The sequence below is a fragment of the Ktedonobacter sp. SOSP1-52 genome (assembly GCF_016587395.1).
This window is the reverse complement of the sequence record NZ_BNJH01000007.1, coordinates 389,919-406,283: the sequence shown is the minus strand read 5'-3', so window position 1 is coordinate 406,283 and position 16,365 is coordinate 389,919. Positions and strand designations below refer to the sequence as shown.

Here is a 16,365-nt window from a genome sequence, read left to right as displayed (position 1 = left end):
AGAGGACATGTTATTATCACAATATTAAGATAATAAACAGAATAAATGTTAATGTCAAGTATATTAACATTAATGTATTTGTATGGCTGGGAGGAATGTATGGCTGATGCAATTGACAAGGTAATAGATCAATGGTACGGGGAGCGTCCCGACGTTGACCTCTGGTCTATGGGCGTTCTCGGCCGGGTCGCGCGGCTCTCACGTGTGCTGGAAAGGGAGTACAAGAAGTTTTTCAGCGAGCACGGGTTGGAGGCGTTTGAGTTTGATGTGCTCACGACACTGCGTCGATCAGGAGAGCCATATGAACTCACTGCCTCTGCCTTACTCAAGGCAGCATTGGTGACCTCTGGGGCCATCACAAATCGTATTGATCGCATGGAGGCCAGAGGCTTCGTCGAGCGGGTGCGAGATCTCGATGATCGACGTTCTGTCCGTATCCGACTCACACCGCATGGACGCGAAGTTTTGGACAGAATCTTCAGTCTTCATGCCGCGAACATGGAGCGCATACTCCAACCCTTGGACCGAGAAGAATGTGAACAGCTTGCGAATATGCTCCGCACTCTGCTGGAGTCCTTTGGGGATACCTCCCTGGAGTGAGCGGCAGTGTGGGGCAACGCTGCCCTCTCTTTTTCCACATGCGCCCATTTACTACTTCTCCGAAAACCCTGAGCGCGCGTGTCCCCGAATGGGGGAAGAGCTAGTCACGTGAGTGACGTTGGGGTTTCGGAATAAGATCTTAGCAAAGATCGCGCGCAATTTCTACACAGCGTTTGATTGCCCATTGAGCGATGTTCCATTCCTGCTGGAGAGCTGTTTCATAGACTTCGGTCAGGCCAATGCGTAATTGATAACAGAGAATCCGTTCCTGATAAGTGGAGAGGCTGGAGAGGTGTGCCTCAAAGTAGGTGGCCTGTTCCCTCATACACTCTAGCCAGGGACTCCAGAAATAGGCGGTCGCGACATCAAACAGGGGATCGCCATACTTCGCATTCTCCCAATCGAGTACGGCGGTGATGCGCTCTCCGTCAGTGAGTACATTATTCGAGCCGAAATCACCGTGAACCAGGACGCGCTCCTCCGGACACTGCTTTACGAGAGCGAGAAACGTCTTGAGCACTTCCTGGCATATAGCAAGTTCTTTCGTGGGTAGTGTGCGTTCCCAAGCATAGGTCTGTGGCTCCAGAAGAAACTCCCGCCATGTCACATAGATTCCCTGTCCAGATGCGTCAAAATCGCCAAAGCCCGTTGTATCATCTGGATCAAATTTGCTCAATGCCAGCCAGACATCAGCAGTTGGCTTCAGGAGGCGTTGAAGCGTGGCACTATCGACATCCTGAAGTGTGATCCCAGGCATTTTTTCGCTTATACAAAAAGCATGTTGCGCATCAATATATCCCGTCTGGATGACACGTGGAATAGGGACTTGCTCAGAACAAAAATGGTGATAAGCGTAGGCATCTTTTTGAAAGCCCGCTATGGAGGGGTTGATGCGAATGACGTACGCAGCGCTACCACACTTGAAGGAAAAGGCCTGAGACTCTTCCCCTTCAACCATCTGCCGGAGAGCGTCTACCTCACTTCTATAGTGATCACGAAGAAAGGTTTTTATCGCTTCCAGATCTAGTGTCGTCTTCTGTTTACTCATACGCAGAAGTATACACTATGCGTGAGGGGGGCGACGCGTGCTTCAGCAGCGTCGTCCCCATTCTCAATCCTACCGCGCTAAGCCTTGACCGCGATCTCGGCCAGGGCTTTGTGGAAGACGCGGCCCAGGCGCGCGATGCCCTCGCGGATCTGCTCAGGGGTGGCGTTGGAGAAGCTCAGGCGCAGGGTGTTGTCGCCACCGCCCTGCGCGTGGAAGGACGTTCCAGGCACAAAGGCCACGTTCTCTTTGACCGCCTCGCGCAGCAGTTCGGTCGAGTTCAGGCCTTCTGGGAGGACTACCCAGAGGAACATGCCGCCCTGGGGGCGTGTCCAGCGAATGCCTGCCGGGAAGTGCTCCTCCATGGCCTGCAACATGATGTTGCGCCGCTCGCCATAGGTGCGGCGGATGAGTGGGATATGCTGCTCAATGAAGCCCTCGTGCAGCAATTCATGGACGATAAGCTGGTTGAGCGAGGCCGTATGGAGGTCCGCGCCCTGCTTGGTCTGGACAAGCTTGCGTATTAGTTCTGGGGAGGCGACGACCCAGGCCACGCGCAGGCCGGGTGTCAGCACCTTGGAGAAGGTATTGAGTTGGATGATGTTGCCCCTGTACGGCTCGCCTTCGCTCTTGTGCTGCTGGCTATCCAGCGTGAGTAGGGAGGGGAGCGGCTCGCCCTCGAAGCGCAGTTGTGAGTAGGGATCATCCTCAACGACCGGGACGCCATAGCGGTTGGCCAGCTCGACCAGTTGCTTGCGGCGCTCCAGGGAGAGGGTCACGCCCGAGGGGTTCTGGAAATTAGGCAGGACATACATCAGCTTGGGCTTGAGGGCCAGCATCTCCTCCAGGGCATCGGTGCACAGACCGTTTTCGTCGGAGGGGACGGTGATATAGTCAGCGCCATAAGGGGCCATTGCCTGCAAGGCGCCCATATAGGTTGGCGACTCCACCAGGACGCGATCACCGGGATTGACTAGCAGGCGTCCGACGAAGTCCAGACCCTGTTGTGAGCCTGAGACGATAAAGATATTCTCAGGTGTGACAGTTAGCCCATCGCGGGAGGAGGTCTGCGCGATCAGCTCAAGCAGGGGGCGGTAGCCTTCCGAGGGGCCATATTGTAGGGCCTGCACACCACGTTCCTGAAGTACCTTCTGTGTGGCGGACGCTACCTTCTCTACCGGAAAGATCTCAGCGGCAGGCAGACCGCCCGCGAAGGAGATCACCTCCGGCTGCTCGGTAAGCTTGAGGAGGTCGCGAATGGCGGAACTCTTCATCAGTTGGACACGTTGCGCGTAGTGCTGGTCCCAAAAGTCTGGCATGGATAGGCTCCTTTTGTATTTGCTTTTGCTGTATTTTTTACTGGAGATAAAGTTTAGTGTAGAGTGTGATGGATAGCATGTCTACAGCCAATAGCAGCCAATGTTGGGTTAAAGTATAGCAATTGGCTCCCTTCGATGCACAAGATGGGAGTGTCGCCCCGCAATGAGAGCAGCGTGTGTGCACCAAAAGATTGATCACCCCACACTTCTGACAGGTAGACGTTTGACTTCCCATAATGGGTATCCTCCTTGAACAAGTCATATATTCTTGTCATTGATAGCTATAAATGAAAAGTAATAAGCATGTTGGCAATTGAGTAAGAAAAGAAATTCGCATTCTTGAGGAAAGGGGTATACGGCTCTCCAGGCATTTCAGAGGACAAAAGAGAGCAAAAAACTTAAAGCTGTGGGACCTTCCAGATCAACACAGGGTTTCTGTCTCCTCCGGCGAGGTATCTCCCATCAGGAGAAAACGCCATGGTATAACCATCAAAAAATAGTTCCCTCCCAGAGGCGAGTTGTGGGGAGGTCCACAAATGCCCACCCCTAGCTATGTCCCAAATCCATATGCTGCAAGAATCTGTGAACACGATTCGTTTGCCATCGGGAGACCATGTGACATCTTGTAGACCACAAGACGCTTGTGTCGGTGAGGTGAAGATTACCTTACCTGTTGAGATATCCCAGACCCGCCCTGTGAGAGCGCCGGGATTACTCGCACCCATGTCTACGTCGGAGAAGACGCAAATATACCTGCCATCAGGAGACCACGCCAACTTATCAAGGACGCCTGTATATTCTTGAAGGTTCAGGACTGGTGAACCGGTGTTGGCATTTCGAACATCAAGTCCATCATACTCGGTTAAAGAGGCAATATGCTTGCCATCAGGAGACCACGCGATATCCTCTACTATGCCTAGCTGGGTTTGACGAGGATTATTGTCAAAGTTGGAGCCAGAGATTGAATCCCAAACTTGTATTGTACCGTCGTAGGAGCCAGAGGCAATGCGCTTGCTATCAGGGGCCCAGGAGAGAACTTCTAATATAGCAGAGTGCCCTTGGTAGGTCAGAATATTGTGCCCAGTAGTAGCCTCCCAAACGTGCACATGGTCAGCATTGCCATGTGCCGAAGCGATATGCCTGCCATCAGGGGACCATGCGATGGCTTCTACAACGCCAGCATGGCTTTGATAGGTCGAGAGGGTGTTGCCAGTGTCTCGCTCCCAGATCTGTACTATGCCGTTGCCATCACCAGAGGCAATGTGCTTGCTGTCAGGAGACCAGGCTATGGATGGCACATAGTTTGCATGTCCTTGATAGATGACTGCTGGATGAAGATGGTCGTTCTGCCACCAGTTATAGAACAGGATTCCTCCTGCTCCAGCCAATCCCATGAGGCTTAGCCCAGCCACGCCCAGTACCCTCCGGCGCGTGAGGTGGAGTTTCTTTCCTGTTGTGTAACTATCCATGATGGACATCCTCCTTGCGCAAAGCGCTATGCTCCTCTTATTCTCAGCAGTATATGATAGCAAGCAGTCGATGTCTAGAGCTGCTCTATACTCCTTGTAACACAATTATTGTGCATCTAGACAAAAACAGCATTTCAGGATGAGAAAGATCCGGATCATTGCAAAAATTATGCTGGAGTATAGGACTCATATTGTCCGTTATTCACGCTATACTGTTCATGAGGTGGAAATGAACGGGCCTAGGGTAAATATACGAGGTGAATTTCCAACTACAAGGAAGAGCATTTTTCCGCAATAAAAGAAGGAGCTAAATATGAAACTAAGCTATATTCCCCTGATCGTCGTTGACTTCTCAGAGGCAGTGCAATTCTGGCGCGATGTGGCGAAATTACCCCTGACTTATAGTGATGAGGCAACCGGCTTTGCCTCGTTTGATACGGGCAGCACCACCTTGCTCCTTGTAAGCCGAAATACATTTGCCAGCGCAAATGAGGTGGTGACGCCAGCCCAGGAACAGAACCATTCCATGTATCTCTCTTTCCAGGTGGATAACGTTGATGCCACCTATGCTGATCTGATCGCGGGCGGAGCCACATCAGTCTATGAGCCGCGAGATTTTCCACATATGCAGGCACGCCAGGCCCACGTCACTGATCCTGATGGCCACCTGGTCGAGCTCTATACCCCATTTCCCAAAGCTTGAGAAAGATGTAAACGTATGACAAACATTTATCTGGAAATAGGCGAGAAGAAAGTTGCAGCCTGCGCCCTGGAGTGGCCTGGCTGGTGCCGTTTCGCGAAGACCGAGGCCGAGGCGATACAGGCTCTTACTGCATATGGCCCGCGTTATCAGGTGATCGCGCTCAGGGCCGGGCTGGAGTTCAATCCCGGCGAACCGGTGGTCGTCGAGCGTGTGCAGGGCGATACAACTACGGACTTTGGCGCACCCTCAGCCATGGTCACTAGCGACACCGCTCCACTTGATGCCGCAACGGCCGAGCGGAGCGTTGCATTGCTGCGGGCTGCGTGGGCGATTTTGGATGAGGTGGTTGCTGCCTCGCCCAATACACTGCGCAAAGGGCCACGCGGCGGCGGACGTGAGCGCGACGAGGTCTATCGCCACGTTATCGAGGCCGAGCGCACCTACGCGCGTAAGATTGGTGTGCGCCACAAGCCCTTCCCGCCCGGTGACCGCAACGCCCTGGCTGCCATGCGCGAGGATATCGCCTCAGTCCTGGGCCAGCCCTCCGATGGCTTGCCTCTGGCACCTGGCGGCTGGCCCTCTGTCTACGCCCTACGCCGCATCGCCTGGCACGTTATCGATCACACCTGGGAGATTGAAGACCGCCGCGAATAAAGTGCATTATCTAATTCCTCCCCACCTATGCAGGTGGGGAGGGAAAAGTCGTGCTTCTGAAGAGCGCTTGGGTATTGAACACGATGAAGACCTCATGATGTTATACCTCTGCTAAGGGCCTCGGATAAATAAATATAAAGCTGGCTGAGGAAGTAGAGGGCAATCACGACGAGCATGGCGATATGGAACGCGACGCGTATCCTGGGCGAGAGTGATTGGCCTCGTTTCTCACTCCATTCTGTAAGCAGGTAGGGGAGGATGAAGAGCGCGGCGGGGAAGATGGGCAGGGCCAGCATAGCCAGGGCGAGTGCGCCGTGGGTGAGCACGGAGGGGGCATGTAATCTATACAGGGTGAGCGCCAGCAGGAACATGGCCCCGCCCCAGGCCAGGGGAAGCGCGGTCAGCCTGCGCAGGCAGGTAAGGATAGGATGTTTAGGATCGATGAGGCTTATCAGCCAGCTTCTGATGATGAATGCCAGTGCGAGAAGGGGAACAAGCAGAACGCAGAGATGCGCAAAGTTAAGGAGCCAGGGCGTAGATAAGTCTGGCAGGAGAAGTGTGATCCATGAGAAATTTATGTCCCATCCTGAGCTCTCCAGGAGGGCCAGGGGGAGGGGAGCCGCCAGCATACCCAGAGTGCTCATGACCAGGAAGCGCTCGCGGGGACGCTCGGAGAGCGCCGCTTGCCTGGCAAGGAGGGCCGCGCTACACCAGCCCAGGGCCGCGAAGAGTAGTATGAGCAGGAGTATGATCGTTAGCGATACTGGCGAGCCGAAGACGTTGAGTCGATAGAGCAGCCAGGCGCGACCCAGCAGTGGCGGGAGAAAAAGCAACCAGACTGGGTCGCGCAGTGGTGGAAGCGTCGAGCGCAGATAATGCATAGCGTGATTCCTGGCAGGCGCTTGTTTGCTCGCAAACAAGCGCCTTTTTTATTGAGATGCTAGAAACTTTAATGTCGATGTTCGCTGAAGCGTACGCGGAAGGCGGAGCCAAAGGTAGGTGTGGGATCATTCTTCACACGCAGCTTGCTCTGAGGAGAAACCTGTTCCAGGCGTGCCAGGTGCAGAAGAGTGGCGATTACCAGCACGATCTGGGCCTCGGCGGCACCAGCTCCCAGGCAGAGATGCGTGCCAATGCCGAAGGGGTTATAGGCCCCTCGCTGCTTGTGTTCCTTGCGTTCTTCACTGTAGCGTCCAATATCAAACGTATAAGGATCAGGATAGAATTTGGGCAGGAAATGGCTGACGGTGTTGGCAAGCATGACATTTTGTCCCTCTTTGACCGAATGGCCAGCAAAGGCAAAATCTTTAGCCGCTGTTCGCGTGACAACCGGGGCAATCGAGTGTAGCCGGAGCGTCTCCATCATCGCGTCGTGTAGCACATCACGTGTGCGAATCTGCTCCTGAGTTGGCAGTCCTTCGGAGAAGATCTGATCTGCCACCTCTATACATTGCGCAAGGATCTCAGGATGATTGAGTAGCTCATACAGCATAAAGGTACATTCGTTGGCGACAGTGTCAAGCCCGGCGACGAAAGGACCCAGCGAGGCAAAGATAATTTGCTCCTCACTGCCTAATATGTCATGATATTCAGGCTTCTGGCTCGCCTCCAGGATATTGTCTACCAGGTCCTTTCTGTCGCGCTCAGTCGCCCGATGCTCCTCCACAATCTCCTTTCCCATTGCGAGATAGTGCTGTTTGGCACGCTTGTAGGATGGCAGCTTTAGCATGAAGGCGGGCATTTGCTTTGTCATATGCACGTTGAGCCCGACCCTGATCGTGGTAATGATATTCTGGAGATTAGTGCCAGGTGCATGGTTGGCCAGGGCTCGGCCCAGTTGTTCAGTGACAATTAAGCGGAAGAGAGTAAGCGCCTCAACTTCTTCGCCAACCTGAAAACGCTTGACGACTGTCTGAGCGATATCAACCAGTAAAGGAATATCCGCCAGCAAATTGCCAACCGAATAAGCAGGCTTTAGGAGCTTACGCATCTGCAAGTGAGGCGGGCCATCGATGGCCAACATGCTGTTTTTTGCGCCAAACTCGCAACCAAAGCTGTCCCAGACTTCATGCGAGCGAAATTTATCGGCCCCCTGCTGTGTAACAAAGATGTTGGCCTCTGGCCCCGCCAGGATAACGAATTCCTGGTTCAGGGCACGCACGCGAAAAATGGGTCCTAACTGCTGATATTGCTTAACGAGAAAGGCCACGAGATCCTGCTGCATAGCCAATGCGTTCCCCACCACCGGCCATCCTGGTGCCAGTGGTGGGGGAGAGAGTTGCTTGATTTCTGTTACTGTGCTCACTTATCCTCCCTGAAGCGCTTCCTAATATTGGAAGTTAACTTTGCATCAATATGCGATTATATCATATCATTTATTCCCTTCCTGCTCATAGCGTGCGACAACCTCGTCGATGTTGCCTGCCATGTAGAAGAGGCTCTCAGGGATGGCGTCGTGCTTGCCCTCAAGAATCTCGCGCACGCTACGAACAGTTTCGCGCAGGGACACATAGCGCCCCTCACGCCCCGTGAAGACTTCCGCGACCGCGAAGGGCTGCGAGAGGAATTGCTTGAGCTTGCGCGCTCGTGAGATAGTGAGCTTATCCTCCTCGCTCAGGTCATCGATGCCCAGGATGGTGATGATGTCCTCGAGTTCGTTATAGCGCTGGAGGGTACGCTGTACGCCACGGGCCGTGTTATAGTGCTCCTCACCCACGATCTGAGGGTCCAGGATGCGACTGGCCGAGGCCAGCGGGTCCACCGCGGGAAAAAGAGCCTGCTCGGCGATGGCCCGGTCGAGCACCACGGTCGAATCCAGGTGGGCGAAGGTCGTCACAGGCGCGGGATCGGTATAGTCGTCCGCCGGAACGAAGACGGCCTGAAGCGATGTGATCGACCCCTTTTTCGTGGAGGTAATGCGCTCCTGTAACTCGCCCATCTCCTCCGCCAGGTTGGGCTGGTAGCCAACGGCTGAGGGCATGCGTCCCAGCAGGGCGGAGACCTCCGCACCCGCCTGGGTAAAGCGGAAGATATTATCGATGAAGAGCAGCACGTCTTTCCCTTCCTGGTCGCGGAAGTACTCGGCCATGGTCAGCCCAGTCAGGGCCACGCGCAGGCGTGCACCAGGAGGCTCGTTCATCTGACCAAAGACCATAGAGACGCGATCAATCACACCGCGCTCAATCATCTCGTGATAGAGGTCATTGCCCTCGCGTGTGCGCTCGCCCACGCCCGCGAAGACGCTATAGCCACCGTGATTGATGGCGATATTGTTGATCAACTCCTGGATGATCAGTGTCTTGCCCGTACCCGCGCCGCCGAAGGCCCCAACCTTGCCACCCTTCATAAAGGGGCAGATCAGGTCGATGACCTTGATGCCAGTTTCGAGGATCTGGCTATCCTTCGTCTGGTCCTCCAGTGAGGGCGCGGGCCGGTGAATGGGCAGCTTGGGCGCGTCCACCACGGCCTCTTTATTATCGATAGGCTCTCCCAGCACATTGAAGATGCGTCCCAGCGTCTTCTCTCCCACGGGAACGGTGATGGGCCGCCCCATATCGTGCACCTTTATGCCGCGCATCAGACCCTCCGTTGGCCCCATTGCCACACAGCGCACCCAGTTATTGCCAATATGTTGCTCCACCTCGCACGAAAGCTCCTCGCTACTGCTGGGATTAGTCAGTCTTAGCTCGTTATAGATCTGTGGCAGGTGCTCGGCGGCAAATTCGATATCAATCACAGGTCCCAGGACCTGCACAACCTTGCCTGTGTCTGCCGCCTGGGTGTTCTCCTCGTGTGCCTGTGCATTGCTTGTTGTCTGTGCCATCCTCTCTGGCCTCCTTATAGTGTCTTTCTGTACACCTCTACTTTAGGCCAGAAAGTGTTCGCTCACCTGACGCAAATAACGTATCTTTGGCACTGCCTTGTATGAAGGCAAAATCACAAGGGGGAGGTAATATAACGTAGGAGATGGAGCCGTGTGAGTGCCGACGCTGCTAAAGCACGTATCTATATCTGTAGCGGTGGTTTTCTATTTGCGAATCGTAAGAAGGTAGGATGGGTGGTGCGTAAAGAAGATGTGGCATCGTTCCAACAACGCCTTGCGATAGAGCCACAGGACAAGCAGAAAAAAGCCCGTCAGGAGAACAATCCATATAGGACGCTTTATACTATCGTGACAAAAGCTGGTCAAAGTTATAACTTTACCCATGGAGCCAGGTGAAGTGTTTGTGGATGCACTTGTAGAGGTGTGGTGGCCTGAAACCGTTGAAGCATATCAGGGCGGAAAAGAACTCGATTTTGGCTGGATCCTGGTGAGCCAGAAGGGCTTGCGCCTTGATACCAGCGATATGACGCCCCTATAGGAGCCGCGTAACACAAGCAATGCTGGCAGACAAAATTTCATGATGCGCCTGGCATTGAAGCAACTGGATAGTAAGTTGGTGTTGGAAGGCTCATATATTGAGACAGGCGAGCGCTTTATCACGTGGAACGAGATCGATATGCCCTGGCTTGATGAGCGAAGAAGATCCCTCATCAAGCCAGGGCAAAGGCCTGATGGAACCCTGGGCCGTGGTGCCCCTCTACCGTATAGTCAACGTTAAATTGTGCCTGAAGCTAATCAAGCATGTGTTGGAGGAAGAGGCATGGAAGCTGTAGCGGAGTAGGATTTTTCATTCTCGCTCAGCGCCAGGACTGTACGCTCCTACATGACCCGTAGGAGCGTACAGTCCTGGCGCTGAGCTTCATCACTTATTGCTCTGTTGTAAAGACCTTAAACCAGTAGTAGGGTTGGACTTCGGCGAGCTTTTTGGCTATCCATTTGCTCGTATCCTTTGGATCTGGTACAGCAACTTCAACATCAGGTCCCCACATGAATAGGCGTTCCTGACAAATTCCGCAGGGTGTGAGAATGCGAATCGTCTCAGCATTGGCTGCTCTGTTGACACAGACCGAAGCGGTTACCTTCTTGTCTAGTTTATAGGCCTCGCAGAGCGCTCCTGTCTCATGGCATAATGCTGCAGCCCCATTAGGGATATCGGGCGAAACACTGGTGAGTATCTCCCCATCTTCGGTATACATAGCTGCGGCACCTGCCTCCTCATCTTTAGGAAAACGTTTGTTCATTAATTCTATGGCGGCATCAACGAGCCTTTGATCAAGTTTCATATATGCTCCTGAGAAGTTTTTGCTGATATAGAATTAGAGGCTTTGAGGGAGGTATGTTGGAGTATCTCCCTTATCCTGACAAAAGTAGTGTTTTTAGCGAGAAGATTGTTCGCGCCATTCCTGTGCTAGCAAGGAATAGGTCGCGATGTCGATAAGTTGGCCCTTATACTCCAAACTTTGGCGACGGATGCCTTCAAAGGTAAAGCCCAGGCGCTCCGCGACGGCACGTGAGCGGCTATTGCGTACATCGGCCTGGAGACCTATGCGATTGACATGGAGGAGATCAAAGGCATAGTGTAGCATTGCCTTAAGCGCCCGTGTCATCAAACCATGGCCAGTCGCACGTTGACCAAGCCAGTAACCGACCTCAGTTGAGTGGACGCGGGGATCGATGGGAGAAAAGTGAATACCACCAACCATACGCCCGTTGAGCCAGATTCCCACCCAGGGAATGCCGTCATCGCTGAAGCGCGAGAGGCCTCGTTTAATGAAATTCTGTGCATCCTCTAGCGTCTGCATAGTTGTGTCCCAGCTCATCCATTCACCAAGGTAAGCACGATTTTCATCAACAAATGCAAGAAAATCAGGAGCGTGACGCATCTCAAGAATCTGCAAGGACGCTCCGTCACCTAAATCATATATAAACATAAGGCTTCCCTCCTTAAAATAAATATTGTGCTTTTTACTGCCTGCTTAGTATCGCACATTTTAGTTGGGCGAGTGCTATGCCAGTTGTTGCTCGAAGGCTACGCGGGCCGCGGCGGTGCGTGTGGTAAAGATGCCCAAAAAGAAAATAGTTCGAACGTCTTATTTACAGCGATATATACTTATCTTTTTATATAAGCGCTAAACGCCTAAACTAAGATCAAGCACCTTTTGAAAAACGCTCAAGCCAATCTTCAGCGCTGGCAACTCACAGTTTTCCTGAAAGGAGAAATATGTCTGAATTAAAAGGATTTCCGTTTCTTTCCCAGTTGAACATCTGGAATACCACCAACGATAGGCCTAGTGAGAACTCTAAATTCAATTGCGTGCCCACCAGCATTGCGGCGGGTATCCAGTATCTCACTGGCAAGCACTTGTCACCTGATGCGATGAAGGACGAAGTATATGGCGAGGGCTGGGTAGACATGGGGACGGCTGCCAGTGCTTTCGTGAGTATCGCTGAGCGCAACGGCGTGAAGCTTTATGCTCACGGGGGCGATTGCGTGACTATCGCGCATGAAGAACTGGCGAAAGGGCATCCAGTCGTCTTCACGCAAGTGGATGACTATGCGCCCGGACATCCAGAGTGGACTCATGTTGCGGTCTGGTATAAGGATGGCCCTGGTTGGTTATCAGCCATGGATCCCTTTGGTGGCAAGGAAGTGCGCTTTGATGACGCAACATGGCGCAAGCGTATGCGTGCAAATGAAGTATGGATATTGGCTAGGAAAGACGAAGGAGACGAAGGAGACGACATGGCAATTGATATTAATAGCCCCGACGTCAAAAAATACTTTAAGGAGAGTGATCATTCCCACTGGGCATGCACCAATGGACAAAACATTGCCTTTGGGATTCTTGGATACTACAAACGGACCAATGGCTTGCTCATATACGGGTTACCACTTACTAGCGAGATCTATCCCAACCCGGGAACTGCCTTTCAGGTCTTTGAGCGGGGTATCATCGTGTATGACCCCAAGAAGCAACTAGACAACCCTCCTGGATCGGGAGATTGTTACCCTATGCATATCAACCAGGGCCTGGGTTTCGAGGTGCTCACGAAATCGCTTAGCGAGAAGATCGCTGCTCAACAGACACAGATTGATGCTCTTAAGCATCAACTCCACCCGGCGTAAATAGATGCCATATTCACAACACCAATCTTTCTGGCTGTGTGAGCGCTATGCCAGCTGTTGCTCGAAGGCCACGCGGGCAGCGGCAGTGCGTGTAGTGACGCCGAGCTTTGCGTAGATGGAGCGCAGGTGCGTGTTGACGGTGCGGCGACTAAGTACCAGTTCCTGGGCGATGCGCGCATCGGGATGCCCCTGGGCCAGCAGATGCAGGACCTCACACTCGCGGGCCGTGAGATGGAATGCATTGGCGGCAGGAGGTGTGAGGGATGGCGTTTTCGTGGTGTCTTGCGCGGAAATGGTGATGTGCGAGACGAGGTCAACGACCTGGGCTAGCAGGAGGGCGCAGCCGACATTCCAGGACTCGCTCCACGTCTCCGGGCTGATCTCTTTTTTTAGGTTGGCATAGAGCTGCTGGTGCATGGCCTGGTGAATGGGCGGGAGTGGGGTCTGGAGCTTCTCGCGCAGGCTATGAGCGCTGGCGAGAAGCTGGACTCCCAACTCGGGCTGGCGCGTGTCGAGGCAGAGTTGGGCCACGCTCTCTAGCTCGCCCGCGAGCGCGACATGGTTGCCAGTTTGCCACGCGAGCTGAATACTCTCCTGAAGCAGTGTGCAGGCGAGTTGATATTCTTTTTGTTCAAGAGCCAGCCTCCCTTGCGCGCAAAGGATCCGTGTACGTGTGAGCTTATCGTTCATACGTTGGGCCAGCTCCAGACACTGGCTGTAGTATGTCTGGGCGCTCTGGCGGTTGCCGTGCAGACGTTCAACCTCGCCCAGAGCCAGGAGCACATAGGCTTTGCCGGGCAGATTCTTGAGCTGGTTGGCGAGATGCAGGCTCTCTTTCAAGGTTGCAGCGATCTCACTCAGTTGCTCCTCCCCCTCCTGCCACTGGTTAAGCCGGGCCATAGCCAGGTAGCTCAGGGCGCTGGCCTGCCCTTCGCGGTCGCCTAATTGCTGGGCAAGCGTGAGTGCCTGCCCCAGGTATTGCTCGGCTTCGGTGTAGGCCCCTTGTGCGCTGTAGGCGGCTCCCATTCCATTGAGACAGCGTACTTGTCCCCAGCGATCCTCCAGGGCTTCAAAGTAGGTCAATCCACGTTGATAGAGGTAATGTGCGCTGCGTAGCTTGCCACGCAGGTGCATGATCGTAGCCAGGCTGATGTAGACCTCGGCTAGTCCGCGTTTCTCTCCTACCTCGCGCAGTAGCATCAGGCTCAGCAGGTAGTGCGTCTGGGCCGCGTCGACATCGCCCTGCTTACTGGCGATATTGCCGTAGATACGGTGCAGGGCGGATTTGCCCCATTTGTCGCTGGTCGTGCTGAGCGCCTGTATGCCCTTCATGGCCAGTTCGCGTGCCTGGACGTAATCTCCCCGCTGCATGGCGAGCATGCCCATCTCGCCCAGGGCCAGTGCCTGTGTACGCAGATCGCTAATCTGTTTGGCAAGCTTAAGGCAATCTTCCAGGAGCTGATTGGCGCGAGCAGTGTCTCCTTGTAAGCGTGCCTGGCAGCCCGCGCTATAAAGGATGCGCACTCGGTAGGGGAGTAACTCCGCGCTCACGTCGAGGATCAGGATCTCTTCCAGCCAGTTATGCTGTGTATTCTGTGTATGGCGCAAGAGGAGGTAGTCACTCAGGGCGCTCCCAAGGCGCAGAGCTAACTGCGCATCCTGCCAGATAAGGACGCGGCGCAGGGTCAGGAGCAAGTTGGGTGACTCCTGATCCAGTTTTGCCAGCCAGCGTTGTTGCTCTGGATCGCGCAGGTTGGAGTCGGCCTCCTCCGCCATCCGCAGATAATAGTTGGCGTGCCTGCGTTCGCTCTCTTCCTGTTCTCCACTCTGCTGGAGGGAGGCAAAGGCGTATTCGTGGAGGGTTTCTAGCAGCATAAAGCGCGGCTCGTCTTCCTCTGATGTCAGGGGGCGCACCAGGCTCTTATCCACCAGGGAGGAGAGCATATCCAGGGCCTCACTCTCTTTGCCTATAGCCATACATGCCGCCGCTGCCCCCAGGTCCCAGGTGCCGATCAGGCAGCCCAAACGGCGGAAGGCACGCCGCTCTTCCTCGCTGAGCAGGTCATAGCTCCAGTCAAGGGCATTGCGCAGGGTTTGCTGGCGCTGTGGCAGGTTGCGTGGTCCCCCGATCAGTAGTGTAAGGCGACTGCTCAGGCGGGTGAGGAGGGCCTGGGGACTCAGAATCTTGATGCGGGCCGCTGCCAGCTCAAGCGCCAAAGGTAGGCCATCAAGGCGCTGGCAAATCTCGGCCATGACAGCATAGTTCTCCTCAGTTAGTGTGAAGGAAGGCTTAACGGCCCTCGCCCGCTCAACGAAGAGGTGCAGGGCAGCGCTTTCTTCTCCCGGTACAGATACACTCTCCGACTGGCGTGGTAGTGGCAGTGGAAGTACCTCTATCTCTTGTTCACCATATAGATGGAGCGATTCGCGGCTGGTCACCAGGATTTTAAGCTGAGGAGCCGCAGTCAATAGCTCGGCAACGAGGTCCGCGGCCTCAAGGAGGTGCTCAAAGTTATCGAGGATCAGGAGACAGCGGCGTTCATGCAGGTAGGACTCCAGGCGCTCCGTTAGCGCCTCCTTGCCCCCCTCATGGACGCCAATAGCGCTGGCAATTGCTAGTAGAATCTGTGTGCGCTCGCGGAGAGGGGCGAGCGAGACGAAGAAGATCGCGTCAGGGAAGGCGTGGTGCAGGGTGCGCGCAACCTCCAGGCTCAGGCGCGTCTTTCCCACGCCCCCAGGGCCAGTCAGCGTCACCAGGCGTGTGTTCTCCATGCACACCAGGCGGCTGACGGCACAAATTTCTTGTTCCCTGCCAATGGTAACCGTCATTTGTAAAGGCAAGCGTGCAGACGCTATCAATTTGAGGTTGGCGTGGCCATTTCTATCCATATGCGCATATCCCGCATCGTTTTTCGCTTATTGTTCTATACAAATTATAGCTGAGAGAGGGGGTACCTATGCAAGAGGCAGAGGTATGACAAAAATCAATGTAGTTGTATTGTTCGCGAAGAGAAGCATATAATTGTGGTAATAGCAGCAGAGAGCGATGTTTGGTTGTCGTGTGACCTGTGCGCTAATGCAGGTACAAGTGAGATGCTGGGTGGAGGATGTATGGCTATCATTCGTGATACGGTGCAATGTAATGGGCAGGAGATTGAGGTCTTTATCGAGGTGGGGGACCCGGTAGATACACAGACCCTTCTGTCGAGGCATGATGGGGCATTCCCTCCTGATCCATTGGGCGCGGTGCAAGGGGGTGTCCACCAGGTGAAGAACGCCTTTGCCAGCGCCCGGGATTTGATCGAAGCCTGTGCCTCGAATGTGAGCGAGGCCGTATTAAAGATGACGGAGAAAACACGCCCAAGCGAGTGGGAGGTTCAGATTGGTATCAAATTTAACTCGGAGCTCAACGCCATTCTGGCGAAGTCGCAGGGCGAGGCACAACTCGAGGTCACCCTCAGGTGGCAGCCAGGAATGATGCATGGTGGCGCCTTTTGTAGCGCCATGATGAGTCCAATAGCGAACCCGGTGACGGACCCGAAGGAATAGAGCCTGCCCATTGGGA

17 protein-coding genes are annotated in these 16,365 nt (G+C 54.2%); 8 read left to right on the top strand and 9 right to left on the bottom strand.

What is annotated here, in order from left to right; genetic code table 11:
- The first annotated feature begins 99 nt into the window (after positions 1 to 99).
- On the top strand, positions 100 to 600 hold the full coding sequence (locus JMJ16_RS51440) for a MarR family winged helix-turn-helix transcriptional regulator (RefSeq protein WP_201394327.1): 501 nt from the start codon (positions 100 to 102) through the stop codon (positions 598 to 600).
- Between the two features lie 139 nt (positions 601 to 739).
- Here JMJ16_RS51440 and JMJ16_RS51435 read toward each other — a convergent pair whose 3' ends face one another.
- The 3 genes from JMJ16_RS51435 to JMJ16_RS51425 all read right to left on the bottom strand — a co-directional run bounded on the left by JMJ16_RS51435 (position 740) and on the right by JMJ16_RS51425 (position 4,433).
- Positions 740 to 1,648: a phosphotransferase family protein gene (locus JMJ16_RS51435; protein ID WP_201394325.1), complete on the bottom strand. Its 909-nt coding sequence runs from the start codon at positions 1,646 to 1,648 to the stop codon at positions 740 to 742.
- Between the two features lie 77 nt (positions 1,649 to 1,725).
- The gene (locus JMJ16_RS51430; protein ID WP_201394323.1) at positions 1,726 to 2,964 is read right to left on the bottom strand and encodes a PLP-dependent aminotransferase family protein; all 1,239 of its coding nucleotides are present in this window, start codon (positions 2,962 to 2,964) and stop codon (positions 1,726 to 1,728) included.
- Between the two features lie 398 nt (positions 2,965 to 3,362).
- Positions 3,363 to 4,433, bottom strand: a complete 1,071-nt coding sequence (locus tag JMJ16_RS51425) for a WD40 repeat domain-containing protein (RefSeq protein ID WP_201394321.1) — start codon at positions 4,431 to 4,433, stop codon at positions 3,363 to 3,365.
- A gap of 313 nt (positions 4,434 to 4,746) precedes the next feature.
- Between JMJ16_RS51425 and JMJ16_RS51420 the strand changes: the two genes are divergently transcribed.
- Positions 4,747 to 5,136, top strand: a complete 390-nt coding sequence (locus JMJ16_RS51420) for a VOC family protein (protein WP_201394320.1) — start codon at positions 4,747 to 4,749, stop codon at positions 5,134 to 5,136.
- 15 nt (positions 5,137 to 5,151) lie between these two features.
- Positions 5,152 to 5,790: a hypothetical protein gene (locus tag JMJ16_RS51415; protein ID WP_201394317.1), complete on the top strand. Its 639-nt coding sequence runs from the start codon at positions 5,152 to 5,154 to the stop codon at positions 5,788 to 5,790.
- A gap of 92 nt (positions 5,791 to 5,882) precedes the next feature.
- On the opposite strand, the gene JMJ16_RS51410 is transcribed toward JMJ16_RS51415, so the two are convergent.
- From JMJ16_RS51410 to atpD, 3 genes are all read right to left on the bottom strand, one after another.
- Positions 5,883 to 6,671 (bottom strand): hypothetical protein, encoded by a 789-nt coding sequence (locus JMJ16_RS51410; RefSeq protein ID WP_201394315.1) that lies wholly within the window; start codon positions 6,669 to 6,671, stop codon positions 5,883 to 5,885.
- 68 nt (positions 6,672 to 6,739) lie between these two features.
- Entirely contained in the window at positions 6,740 to 8,095 is a 1,356-nt protein-coding gene (locus tag JMJ16_RS51405; protein ID WP_201394313.1) for a cytochrome P450, read from the bottom strand.
- Between the two features lie 66 nt (positions 8,096 to 8,161).
- Positions 8,162 to 9,613, bottom strand: coding sequence for a F0F1 ATP synthase subunit beta (atpD, locus tag JMJ16_RS51400; protein ID WP_201394304.1), 1,452 nt, complete (start codon positions 9,611 to 9,613; stop codon positions 8,162 to 8,164).
- Positions 9,614 to 9,766: 153 nt separating this feature from the next.
- Here atpD and JMJ16_RS51395 point away from each other — a divergent pair, with 153 nt between their 5' ends.
- The 3 genes from JMJ16_RS51395 to JMJ16_RS51390 are packed head-to-tail and all read left to right on the top strand — an operon-like array spanning position 9,767 to position 10,391.
- A complete protein-coding gene (locus tag JMJ16_RS51395) occupies positions 9,767 to 10,009 on the top strand; it encodes a hypothetical protein (protein WP_201394302.1) in 243 nt (80 codons plus the stop codon).
- 7 nt (positions 10,010 to 10,016) lie between these two features.
- Positions 10,017 to 10,151, top strand: a complete 135-nt coding sequence (locus JMJ16_RS56365; protein WP_255553337.1) for a hypothetical protein — start codon at positions 10,017 to 10,019, stop codon at positions 10,149 to 10,151.
- Between the two features lie 39 nt (positions 10,152 to 10,190).
- Positions 10,191 to 10,391, top strand: coding sequence for a hypothetical protein (locus JMJ16_RS51390; RefSeq protein ID WP_201394300.1), 201 nt, complete (start codon positions 10,191 to 10,193; stop codon positions 10,389 to 10,391).
- A gap of 148 nt (positions 10,392 to 10,539) precedes the next feature.
- Here JMJ16_RS51390 and JMJ16_RS51385 read toward each other — a convergent pair whose 3' ends face one another.
- Positions 10,540 to 10,956, bottom strand: a complete 417-nt coding sequence (locus JMJ16_RS51385) for a cytidine deaminase (protein ID WP_201394298.1) — start codon at positions 10,954 to 10,956, stop codon at positions 10,540 to 10,542.
- A 93-nt stretch (positions 10,957 to 11,049) separates the two neighbouring features.
- Entirely contained in the window at positions 11,050 to 11,604 is a 555-nt protein-coding gene (locus JMJ16_RS51380) for a GNAT family N-acetyltransferase (RefSeq protein ID WP_201394296.1), read from the bottom strand.
- A gap of 290 nt (positions 11,605 to 11,894) precedes the next feature.
- Between JMJ16_RS51380 and JMJ16_RS51375 the strand changes: the two genes are divergently transcribed.
- Entirely contained in the window at positions 11,895 to 12,800 is a 906-nt protein-coding gene (locus JMJ16_RS51375) for a C39 family peptidase (protein ID WP_201394294.1), read from the top strand.
- Positions 12,801 to 12,845: 45 nt separating this feature from the next.
- Here JMJ16_RS51375 and JMJ16_RS51370 read toward each other — a convergent pair whose 3' ends face one another.
- Entirely contained in the window at positions 12,846 to 15,689 is a 2,844-nt protein-coding gene (locus tag JMJ16_RS51370) for a tetratricopeptide repeat protein (protein ID WP_201394292.1), read from the bottom strand.
- Positions 15,690 to 15,911: 222 nt separating this feature from the next.
- On the opposite strand from JMJ16_RS51370, the gene JMJ16_RS51365 reads away from it, so the two are divergent.
- On the top strand, positions 15,912 to 16,349 hold the full coding sequence (locus JMJ16_RS51365; RefSeq protein ID WP_201394290.1) for a CU044_2847 family protein: 438 nt from the start codon (positions 15,912 to 15,914) through the stop codon (positions 16,347 to 16,349).
- Positions 16,350 to 16,365 lie beyond the last annotated feature (16 nt).

What these genes read in the sequence shown, in the direction of transcription:
- JMJ16_RS51440 (WP_201394327.1), top strand. Translation starts at nt 100, where the DNA reads ATGGCTGATGCAATTGACAAGGTAATAGATCAATGGTACGGGGAGCGT.
- JMJ16_RS51435 (WP_201394325.1), bottom strand. Translation starts at nt 1,648, where the DNA reads ATGAGTAAACAGAAGACGACACTAGATCTGGAAGCGATAAAAACCTTT.
- JMJ16_RS51430 (WP_201394323.1), bottom strand. Translation starts at nt 2,964, where the DNA reads ATGCCAGACTTTTGGGACCAGCACTACGCGCAACGTGTCCAACTGATG.
- JMJ16_RS51425 (WP_201394321.1), bottom strand. Translation starts at nt 4,433, where the DNA reads ATGGATAGTTACACAACAGGAAAGAAACTCCACCTCACGCGCCGGAGG.
- JMJ16_RS51420 (WP_201394320.1), top strand. Translation starts at nt 4,747, where the DNA reads ATGAAACTAAGCTATATTCCCCTGATCGTCGTTGACTTCTCAGAGGCA.
- JMJ16_RS51415 (WP_201394317.1), top strand. Translation starts at nt 5,152, where the DNA reads ATGACAAACATTTATCTGGAAATAGGCGAGAAGAAAGTTGCAGCCTGC.
- JMJ16_RS51410 (WP_201394315.1), bottom strand. Translation starts at nt 6,671, where the DNA reads ATGCATTATCTGCGCTCGACGCTTCCACCACTGCGCGACCCAGTCTGG.
- atpD (WP_201394304.1), bottom strand. Translation starts at nt 9,613, where the DNA reads ATGGCACAGACAACAAGCAATGCACAGGCACACGAGGAGAACACCCAG.
- JMJ16_RS51390 (WP_201394300.1), top strand. Translation starts at nt 10,191, where the DNA reads ATGATGCGCCTGGCATTGAAGCAACTGGATAGTAAGTTGGTGTTGGAA.
- JMJ16_RS51385 (WP_201394298.1), bottom strand. Translation starts at nt 10,956, where the DNA reads ATGAAACTTGATCAAAGGCTCGTTGATGCCGCCATAGAATTAATGAAC.
- JMJ16_RS51380 (WP_201394296.1), bottom strand. Translation starts at nt 11,604, where the DNA reads ATGTTTATATATGATTTAGGTGACGGAGCGTCCTTGCAGATTCTTGAG.
- JMJ16_RS51375 (WP_201394294.1), top strand. Translation starts at nt 11,895, where the DNA reads ATGTCTGAATTAAAAGGATTTCCGTTTCTTTCCCAGTTGAACATCTGG.
- JMJ16_RS51370 (WP_201394292.1), bottom strand. Translation starts at nt 15,689, where the DNA reads ATGGATAGAAATGGCCACGCCAACCTCAAATTGATAGCGTCTGCACGC.
- JMJ16_RS51365 (WP_201394290.1), top strand. Translation starts at nt 15,912, where the DNA reads ATGGCTATCATTCGTGATACGGTGCAATGTAATGGGCAGGAGATTGAG.